Source organism: Collinsella aerofaciens (assembly GCF_040910325.1).
In the GTDB taxonomy this organism is placed as follows: domain Bacteria; phylum Actinomycetota; class Coriobacteriia; order Coriobacteriales; family Coriobacteriaceae; genus Collinsella; species Collinsella aerofaciens_BL.
This window is the reverse complement of sequence record NZ_JBDGAV010000002.1, coordinates 1-9282: the sequence shown is the minus strand read 5'-3', so window position 1 is coordinate 9282 and position 9282 is coordinate 1. Positions and strand designations below refer to the sequence as shown.

General features: G+C 47.9%; 11 protein-coding genes and 1 pseudogene. 9 read left to right on the top strand and 3 right to left on the bottom strand.

Annotated elements, in window-relative coordinates:
- From AB5Z25_RS01215 to wzx, 8 genes and pseudogenes are all read left to right on the top strand, one after another.
- Nucleotides 1-267 (top strand): hypothetical protein (locus tag AB5Z25_RS01215; RefSeq protein ID WP_368134595.1); only part of this gene is annotated, 267 nt, incomplete at its 5' end.
- Nucleotides 268-275: 8 nt separating this feature from the next.
- Nucleotides 276-440: pseudogene (locus AB5Z25_RS01210) on the top strand (4Fe-4S binding protein); the annotation flags it as partial.
- Nucleotides 441-1520, top strand: a complete 1080-nt coding sequence (locus AB5Z25_RS01205; RefSeq protein WP_271737854.1) for a Coenzyme F420 hydrogenase/dehydrogenase, beta subunit C-terminal domain — start codon at nt 441-443, stop codon at nt 1518-1520.
- Between the two features lie 22 nt (nt 1521-1542).
- Nucleotides 1543-2295 carry a glycosyltransferase family 32 protein gene (locus AB5Z25_RS01200; RefSeq protein ID WP_368134594.1) on the top strand — a complete coding sequence of 251 codons (753 nt, stop codon included), beginning with the start codon at nt 1543-1545 and terminating at the stop codon, nt 2293-2295.
- The gene (locus AB5Z25_RS01195) at nt 2295-2627 is read left to right on the top strand and encodes a hypothetical protein (protein ID WP_271737853.1); all 333 of its coding nucleotides are present in this window, start codon (nt 2295-2297) and stop codon (nt 2625-2627) included. Before AB5Z25_RS01200 ends, AB5Z25_RS01195 begins: the two co-directional genes overlap by 1 nt.
- Entirely contained in the window at nt 2624-3688 is a 1065-nt protein-coding gene (locus AB5Z25_RS01190) for a glycosyltransferase family 2 protein (RefSeq protein ID WP_195645079.1), read from the top strand. The genes AB5Z25_RS01195 and AB5Z25_RS01190 overlap by 4 nt, the downstream gene beginning before the upstream one ends.
- Nucleotides 3689-3751: 63 nt before the next feature.
- Entirely contained in the window at nt 3752-4888 is a 1137-nt protein-coding gene (locus tag AB5Z25_RS01185; protein WP_368134593.1) for an O-antigen ligase family protein, read from the top strand.
- The gene (wzx, locus tag AB5Z25_RS01180; protein WP_368134592.1) at nt 4888-6297 is read left to right on the top strand and encodes an O-unit flippase-like protein; all 1410 of its coding nucleotides are present in this window, start codon (nt 4888-4890) and stop codon (nt 6295-6297) included. Before AB5Z25_RS01185 ends, wzx begins: the two co-directional genes overlap by 1 nt.
- Before the next feature lie 122 nt (nt 6298-6419).
- Here wzx and AB5Z25_RS01175 read toward each other — a convergent pair whose 3' ends face one another.
- The 3 genes from AB5Z25_RS01175 to AB5Z25_RS01165 all read right to left on the bottom strand — a co-directional run bounded on the left by AB5Z25_RS01175 (nt 6420) and on the right by AB5Z25_RS01165 (nt 8346).
- Nucleotides 6420-7214 (bottom strand): transglutaminase domain-containing protein, encoded by a 795-nt coding sequence (locus AB5Z25_RS01175; RefSeq protein ID WP_368134591.1) that lies wholly within the window; start codon nt 7212-7214, stop codon nt 6420-6422.
- 35 nt (nt 7215-7249) lie between these two features.
- On the bottom strand, nt 7250-7690 hold the full coding sequence (locus AB5Z25_RS01170; protein ID WP_368134590.1) for a hypothetical protein: 441 nt from the start codon (nt 7688-7690) through the stop codon (nt 7250-7252).
- Between the two features lie 206 nt (nt 7691-7896).
- Nucleotides 7897-8346: a UDP-galactopyranose mutase gene (locus AB5Z25_RS01165; protein WP_368134651.1), complete on the bottom strand. Its 450-nt coding sequence runs from the start codon at nt 8344-8346 to the stop codon at nt 7897-7899.
- Nucleotides 8347-8530: 184 nt separating this feature from the next.
- Here AB5Z25_RS01165 and AB5Z25_RS01160 point away from each other — a divergent pair, with 184 nt between their 5' ends.
- Complete coding sequence (locus AB5Z25_RS01160; protein ID WP_368134589.1) at nt 8531-9208, top strand: hypothetical protein; 678 nt, start codon at nt 8531-8533, stop codon at nt 9206-9208.
- Nucleotides 9209-9282 lie beyond the last annotated feature (74 nt).

Sequence of the window (9282 nt, the reverse complement as noted above, 5' to 3'; positions counted from 1 at the left end):
GACTCTTTCCACGGAAGCGTTTTCTCAAATATTTTTGAGGTGCCTTTCTTCTCGTTCCGTCGCCACGAGAATATGGGTGCTCAGTCTACGAACTCACGTATTGATACATTGTTGCGTGTCCTTGGAAACTCCGATCGTATTTGCGAATCGAAGGATGCTTTCCGTGCCGCAATGGCAAATGAAATTGACTTTGTGTCAGTACGTCAACGACTTAATGTGTATAGGCATGAATCGGCCAATTGGCTTAAATCAGCTCTTGAGTTGTAGGGAACAGTATGATCTCCATCACGGACAAAAGTAAATGCTGCGGTTGCGCTGCCTGTGCTCAAAAATGTCCCAAGCAGTGCATATCAATGGAATATGACGCCGAGGGCTGCGAGTACCCCGTAGTCAATGCTGACCAGTGTATTGATTGCGGATTATGCGAAAAGGCTTGCCCAGTGCTTAATGTTGATAAGGACGAGCCTAAGTCCCAACGAGCCTTTCTAGTCCAGCATAATGATCAAAAGGTGCTTGCTGAAAGCACTTCTGGTGGAGCCTTCACTGCCCTTGCTCAGGCCGTGATTGCCAACGGCGGTATTGTGTTTGGTGCAGGTTATTTGCGCGGTGAACAGCTTGTGCGAGCCGAAGGAGCCCCTGGGCGACTTAAGGTCGGACATTTTTCTGTGGAAAGCGTTGATGAACTTTGGCGCTTCCGCAACAGTAAATATGTTCAGAGCGTTGTTGGCCCTGCGTATCCCGAGGTCAAACAACAACTAAAAACTGGACGTGAAGTTCTCTTTATTGGTACCCCTTGTCAATGCGAAGGCCTGCTTCGATTTTTGGGCGGCAAGCCGGCAAATTTACGCGTGGCAGACTTCGTCTGCCGCGCGAACCCCGCTCGCGCTGTGTTCGCGCGGCAGGTCGAATGGCTTGACGCAAAGGTTGGCGTAAAAGGTGAGACCGTTCTTTTTAGAGATAAATCACGGTTTGGCTATCGCTATTCAAATATGTGCGAGCTCGAAGGCGAGACTCTGTATGGTGAACGGCTGTACAGTGAAGGTGTCGAAACAGATCCTTACCTAAGGGCCTTTTTTGCTGATCTTTCAGATCGACCCATTTGTTACGAATGCCCGTTTAAAAAGCGTTATCGCGTTACTGATTTGACTTGCTGGGATTTCTTCGATGTTTATCGACTCTCGAAAGAGTTCGACGACAATCGGGGCGTCACTCGAGTTCTCATCCAAAGCGATGAGGGACAAGAATTGCTTGATCGAGCCTCAAGCTATGCCCGTATGAAGGAGATTGATGTTGAGGCTGCAGTAGAAGGTGTTCGTGAACTTACTAAGTCCGTGAAGCTGAATCCGCGTCGCGATGAATTCATGGCTGATGTGGCGAATCTGGATGGTGAGGAGCTTATGAATAAGTGGTTCCCCGATTCCGGAAAAGTAAAAGCCGAGCGCTTTGCTAGGCATACATGCGAAAAGCTTGGAATTTATGACCCGATGAAGCGTCTGGTTAAAAAAATCATCAAGAAGTAGCCTATTGTTCGAAAGGGAATTGATGATTCCTAAAGTTCTGCACTACATCTGGTTCGGTGGAAGTGAGCTTCCTGAACTTGAAAGAAAATGCATTGAGTCTTGGTCGAAGATCATGCCTGATTGGGAAATTCGTAGATGGGACGAAAGCAATTTCGATATAAATCAATGTGAATTTTGTCGTGAGGCATATGCCTCAAAAAAATGGGCGTTTGTCAGCGATTATGCGCGCTACAGAATACTGTATTCAGAGGGTGGAATCCTTCTCGATACAGATGTCGAAGTCCTGAAGCCTCTGGACGAGCTTTTAGATAATGAGGCTTTTGCGGGATTCATGAAGAATAATTTCTTCTTGAATCCCGGCCTCATCATGGGTTCTGAGCCCGGAAGCCATGTCATGAGCGATGTCGCAAAATTATATGAATCTATGAGATTTGAGATGCGAAAAGGCCGCAACTCTATGGATACCTCTCCGAGGGTGCTAACTGATTACCTGGAAGTGAGTTGTGCTCTTAAGAGAGATGGTTCATTTCAGCAGTTAAATGGTTTCACTGCATACCCTGCTACTTATTTTGATCCCCTAGACAGTCATAGTGGCAAGTTTGAAATTACTGATGATACATATTCTATTCACCATTATTCAGGCACCTGGTTGTCACCCGCTAAGAAGTTCCGTGTTGAAATGCGGAAAAAGCTTGCGCCAGTAATTGGACCCAAGCTGTCTTGGTTCATCTCCTCTGTTCTATCGGTACTTAGATTTGGAAGGAAGGCTTTTTAATGGTTTCGTCTGCCTTAGACCACAATAAGCCTAGGGTTTTAGTATCTGGCCTTTCAAATGGGCTGGGTGGAACCGAAATCGTTGTTGGTAGGTATATAAAGGCCCTCAGCTCATATGCTACGTTTGAATTTCTTGCTTCGTTTGAGGGACTTGGTGTTGCCGCAATTGAGGCCAAGCTTAACGGATTACCTTATGTCTGTTCATTTGGCGTTCCAGATGCGGCTGATATTTCTGATATATTTTTAAAATGCTCCTTTAATGTTGCCGAATGGATTGAAGCAATTATTTCTACGGGTCGTCCAAATAAGCTTGCGGGGGGCGTCTGTTTATGACGTCAACAAGCAAGCAAGTAAATTGCTGTCAATCTTCCTTGGTCGACAATCCTCTCGTGAGCGTGATTGTGCCGATGTATAACGCTGAAAAAACGATTCAAAAGACATTAAATAGTCTTCAGCGTCAGAGTGTGAGCAACATTGAAATAATTATTGTTGATGATGGGTCGACAGATCGTGGCGCTGAGCTAGTTATGGCTATTGCAGAGGGCGACAACCGGATTAAGCTGATTAGTCAAAACAATAGTGGTGTATGCGTGGCGCGTAATAGGGGTATCGATGAGGCCTCCGGTGATTGGGTGGCATTTGTTGATGCTGACGATATGCTGCCTATAAATGCAGTTAGGCTGTTGCTTGAATCCTCAGATGGCTGTAGCTTGGTTATCGGGGCTCTACTGAATGAGCATGGCGATTATTCGGGCAAGGCTATAAGCATCGACTGGAAAACAGCATGCTCTCTTAGCCTTGCATTTTGGGATAATGTTAATAAAGTTCCGTTTTCGAGCTTTACTAAAGGTGTTGTATTCCGAAGCGTTTGCGGAAAGATATTTAAGAAATCATTATTCCGGAATGGTTTTCTTAAATTTGAAGATGGCATTCGTTTCGGTGAAGACGCGTTGTTTATGGTAGATGCTTATCGTCTGGCTGAAAGTGTAAAAGTAGTGGACTCGGCGGTCTATTGCTATGTCAACAATAGTGATTCAGTAACGAGAAATACTGATATCTCGGCTATCGAGAGTGTTGATAATTTACTGGTAAAACTATATGAGCTATGTCACGTGAATCCGGATTTAAGCGAACTATATAAGCAATCTGCAGTCAGGGAAGTCTTATCTTTGATTCGTAATTGTGCACGTTTGGAATCGAATCAGCTTTTTAAGCCTGTCTCTAATATGGTCTGCCAGTCGTATTTCAGCTATTTAATGGAAGGCTTTGCTTCTCACCGCTATTCACGTCGATTTATCTCTGAAGTGAAAAATCGCATTACGATCCGTCTTCTTCTTGCGAGGCGTGTTATGGCTGCAATTGGCTTTACTAAGTTTGTTTATGGGGTACGTTAATTGAATTTGACTAATGTGGAAAGATCATGGACTGAGATTATACGAGCAAATGCCGGGGCTGTAATGTTCAGCTTTGCTTTGGCTTTATTTTCAGTTTCCTATTATATTGGATCAGTAAATGCTACCAATGTGTTTGGGATTTCTCTTGCGGTGCTTTCGCTGGTCCTTGAGTTGTTTGCCTTAGCGTTTCTACTGCTGAAGCTTTTACTACAAAAGACTTCTCATGTGAAAGTGCTAGTTGGCTTGCTGCTGATTTTAATTTGCGTCGGGTCGCTGAAATCAAATAAAGCCCCTCAGATTATTTGGTTGGCGCTGTTTTGCCTTTGCGCTGAAGACGTCCCTGAATACTACATCTCAAGGTCTATTCTTGTATCGTCCGTCTTTATGCTATTGATGGTTGTTGGTCTCAATAGTGTCGGTGCCATTCCTTCTGTATTAATGTCGCGCGGTAGCAATTTTGTACGAAATTCGATGGGCTTTGCCCATCCTAATAATTTTGGACAGCTTTTGTTTATTGCTTATTCTGCTTCTATTTTTGAGCTGAAAGGCAGAAGCGGTCTTGCGGGCATCTTCTGTTTCGCAATTGCTTTTTTCGTAGCTGATTCAAAAACTTCTGCAGCAGGCATTTTCGTAATGGCCTTGTATTCGGTTATTTCATTCAGAAGCCCCCGTTCAAAACCATATGGGTCCCTATTTACTTTTTTACCGCTTTTTCTGGCGATTATTAGTATAGCCCTGCCCTTTATGTGGTCCCATGGTGCCAATAAATGTCTTGTTCAGCTTGATAATTTAATGACCAATCGGATTTTTTATTCCGCCTATTATTTTGAAAACTACCCTCTGACTGTTTTTGGTAATGACTTAACGGCCATAGTTTCGCTGCCGTCTGCAACGGGTGGTTATTTAATACAAACAAGAGTCATGCTTGACAATGCATATTGTCGACTACTTATTCAATACGGTTTGATCCCATTTACCGCGTTTGTTGCTTTCTATTGCGTAGCGATAAATAAAGCGCGTATTTCGGCCCACGTGACATTCATGGGCTTGGTCTTGTATTCCCTAATGGGGTTTGTTGAATGCGGAATGTTATATCCAGCATGTAATTTCTTTATGCTTATGGCGCTGCCCGCCTTTTCAGATAAGGGGCCCTGTCAATCCAGGGCGCCATCAAAGGATGTTGTGGAGATGGCTAAATAATGGCAAAAATTAATACTACCAAGTCAGACATTATATGGAACTATGTAAGCACTGTTCTTTCAATGGGGAGCAGCTTCCTTCTTCTTCCGTTTCTGCTTGCTTACTTATCTAACGCCGAACTTGGTCTCTGGTACACTTTTGTTGCCATTGGGAATTTAACGCTGTTATTTGAATTTGGCTTTACACCAACTTTTGCGAGAAATATTGTCTATTGTCTTAGCGGTGCGCGTAGCATTAGCAAGAGCGGCTACGATTCATCTCAAGTTGGTGATTCTGTAGACTATGAGCTGCTTGGCAAATTGATTAAAACATCCCGGATTGTTTACGCGTTAATTTCTTGCGTTGTCCTGATGCTTACCGCTACAGTTGGAACTGCCTACATTTCTTCAATTTCAAGTGCTATTGATCCCTTTTCTTGTTGGACCGCATGGTTAATTTTTTGTTTTGATGTGTTTTTTAATCTATTCTTTTTTCATTATACGACCTGCCTGAGAGGGTTCGGGGATATTTCCGCTGAAAGCAGGGCAAAGTCTTATGGTCGCATTGGGCAGCTTGTGGTTTCTGCGTTTTTGCTGTTTATGGGTTTTGGCATCATTGGCGCTGCCATCGGTTATCTGTTTAATGACATTGTGCTGAGATTTTTTTGCGGTCGCTTTCTGGAGGTTCACTCAGAGGCGATAAAAAAAGCAAACGATGCTTGTACGGGTGTTTCTATTTCTGAAATAAAAGAAACGTTTATTTCAGTGGCTTATTTGGCGTGGAGGGACGGCGTTGTTCAACTTTGCTGCTATGCTTCCACTCAGTTGAGTTCGCTGCTCTGCTCCTATTTTCTTGGTGTGGAGGTTAACTCTCAGTATTCATTAATTATTCAAGTTGGCGGTGCAATTTACGGGTTTGCCAGCGCCTACGTTCGATCTTTTATTCCAATGTTTCAATCTGCTTATGCTGGTGGCGAAGTTCAGACTGCACGAAAAATTATTGAAAAAAGTCTGTCTCTATATTGGATTTTAATTGTTGTATGCACGATCGGTGTCTGGTTTGTCGGCTTCCCAGTCTTGTTCCTAGTTAAGAAAGGTTTTTCCCCCGACGGGCTTCTTTATTTCGCCTTGGTTGTTTATCTTGCGGTTTGGAACCATCATTCATTGTGTTGTAATTACATTATCAGTACGAATGAAATCCCCTATCTCCCGGCTTATATAGTTTCGGCTATTGCAGGTTTTTTATTGTCGTATGTCTTAATTTCCTTTACTGGCATGGGCGTCTGGGCGCTTGTGGTTGGTAATGGGGCCGCTCAGCTTGCATATAATAATTGGAAATGGCCTATATACCTTGCGCGTAAATTCTCTTCCCATTATTTTGCGTTGATTAGAGCTGGTCTCATGCAGTGGTCCTGCGCATTGAAGAAATAAGTGTTAATCACTGCTTTAATGCGACTTATGATTTCGATCGCGCCGATAGTGCCGAGAAAGTGGTGTAGAGTCCGATCCGAAGTAAGTTGCATGGCGTTGGGGAGCAGAGCCTGCTCGGCAGATCACCATTTAGATGCAAGGCCTATAACCCGATCGCAAACCTCCAACGCAGCAGATCGATGCGTGACGATGATGACGGTATGACCGAGATTTCGCATGCGGTCCAGCATTTCTCGCTCGGTCTTGGGGTCGAGGGCCGATGTGCATACATCGAGCAGAAGCACGGGGGAGTCGGAGCAGACCGCACGCGCAACGGCAAGGCGCTGGTCCAGGTCTCCATACCAGTTGTCGTTGGTGTCGTCCCAGGTTAGGTCCATCTGGCACCATTTGCCGTCGATCTTTACGGCGTTCCAGGTGTGGCCGTTGCCGGTGATGCGGCCGTTGGCGATGCCCGCGGCGTCAAGGAGCTTGGAGTAGATGCGCTGGTAGCTCTCGCAGGTGCCCTGGTGGCGCGTGAGGCCGCTTTCGGCCGAGCACCAGTTGAGGCTGTGGTCGTACTCCAGCTGGTCGAGCGTCCAGTCGTGGAGCCACAGCGCCATGTCGTATTCCGAGCCGTTTGTCTCTTGTCTGCACAGGTCAACGGTGTTGTTGACGATCTGCGTGACGCTCGGGCGGGAGGCGTCGTTTACGGTCACCTCCGCCGTGGTGCGCAGGTAGTAGATCCCCTTGTCGTTTTGGGGGTCGTTTCTGTCGTTGTCCATAAAGTAGAAGTAGATGCGGTACGTGCCCGAGGCCGTGAATTCAAAGGTAAAGTCGTGGCCCGCGGTGCCCAGGCTGCAGTAGCTGGCCCATGCCGGGCGCGACGGGTCGCAGACGCTTTCCTGGCTGCCGCCGTCCCAATAGGTGGGCACGTCCATGCGCGCCTTGGCCCGGGACGAGCCGTTGGTCTGGGTTACGTGGAAGGTCGTCGCGGTGCCCGCGGGGCGTCGTTCCACGAAACGGTGAAGGTGACGCCGTTTTGGGTTGCGGTGGCGGAGTGTGCGTAGCCGGTTTGTGACGTGGTGGAGATCGCCGCGGGCGTGGGGTTGGTTTGGGCTCGGAGGGATGGGGCGGGGGTGCCGGTTGCGGCGGTGGTGCCGTCAGCGCTTTCCGTGTTGACGGCGCTGGTGCCGGTGGATGTTGCGGTGCTGTCCTCTGCGGTATCTGCTGTCGCATTTGCTTTGGTGCCGTCTTCGGCCTTGCCTGTGTCGCTGCTCGTGGCGTCGGCTTGCGCCTGCTGCTCGGCTGTTGACCGAGGCTGCATGGCTTCCGCAATGGCTGCCATGGGTATCGTCGCGCTGACCATGGCCGCGCACGCGATCGCGCAGAGCAGGTAGTAAAGGGGTCGTTTCATAGCGGAGCCTCTCGGTGAGCAGCCAATAAGGTCCGAAGGCAGCTCCAGGCCAGCACTCCGCACATATTTTGTTGGGTTTATTTTACGGTAATAGACTGCGGATAGAGGGTCCTGTTAATAAAATTGGGGCACGGTTTTTGTTCCGCACCCCTTAAATCAAATGCTGTGCCGTATTGTTGGCAATCAGCAGCTATTCAGGATGGTTCCTACGCCTCCGTGGGCTCCACGCCCAGCTCGTTGCGGACGAGCTCGAAGGCCGCGGCGATGGCCTTGTCCATGTCGTAGTACTTGTAGCCGCCCAGGCGACCGGCGAAGACCACGTCGCCCTCCTGCGCCGCCAGCTCCTCGTACTGCTTGTACAGGGCCTCGTTCCTGGCGTCGTTGATGGGGTAGTAGGGCTCGTCGCCGGGCTTCCAGTCGGCCGGGTACTCGCGCGTGATGACGGTCTTGTCCTGCGTTCCGAACTCGAAGTGCTTGTGCTCGATGACGCGCGTGTAGGGGACCTCGCGCTCGGTGTAGTTGACCACGGCCACGCCCTGGTGGTCGGCCTCGTCGAGCGTCTCGGTCTCGAAGCGCAGGCTGCGGTACTCGAGCGTGCCCAGCTTGAAGTCGTAGAACGCGTCGATGGGGCCGCAGTAGATAGTCTTGGCGGCGATATCGGGCTCGGCGGCGGCCAGCTCCTTGGACAGATGGGGGCTGGAGGTGGGCTTTGGGTTGGATGGTGGCGTTGGCCACAGGTTATTCTCGGTTATTCTGCAGGGTTATATTATTTTGTAATGACCGAGTAAATTTGACCTTGGCGCGCGTGATTGTCTGGTTTTGTTTGGAGGACGTTTTATCTTGCATCGTTCTATGTTTATTTCTGCTGGAGAGCTTGGTCAGCCCCTTGATAGCTCAGTTATTGCGAGGATGTTTAATTGTATTCAAGGTGACTTGGATGGTTTTATTGCTGCATTGGAAAAGGCGGAATTTGAATGTAGGCTGCCAGCTCTAAGTTCTCTCTGGGCTGATGTCCGCCATGAAAATGCTCAAGAAATATTGCATAATCAGCTTCGTGTTGATGGCATGTACTTACAGTTTCCTGAATACATTAGTTTACCTAAGGGGGCGACTGTTTTTCGTGCGCGAAGTGTCTCTTCTTCTCTCGATTATGGAGCTCAATTTATTGACCAGGGTCAACTGTGGGAGCCACCGAATAACTGCGTGACCAATTTTGGGCGATTAAACAAACCCGGTGAGAGCTATTTATATGTCAATTGCGGTGACCCAGTCACGACGCTTGACGAAGCCAGGGTGAACGTTGATGACCAATTTGCTTTGATAGCGTATGAGGTCGCTAGACCTATTAAAGCTATTGGTATTGGTGTTTATATTCCTTCCGAAGTGCGTAGGCTGTTTGGGCAAAGCCCGACTGCATTCGGACAATACTGCCTGCTGCATGATTATTTGCATCAAGAGTTTTCTCGCCCCTTTGAAGTTCTCGGTGAGACTACCTATCAATTGAGCAATGCAATTTGAGTATTTGCTCGCTTGAGCACTGTTGAATATCGCGAAACAGCACCGCCGATATCGCGCTTGGGCACCGGGGCCGA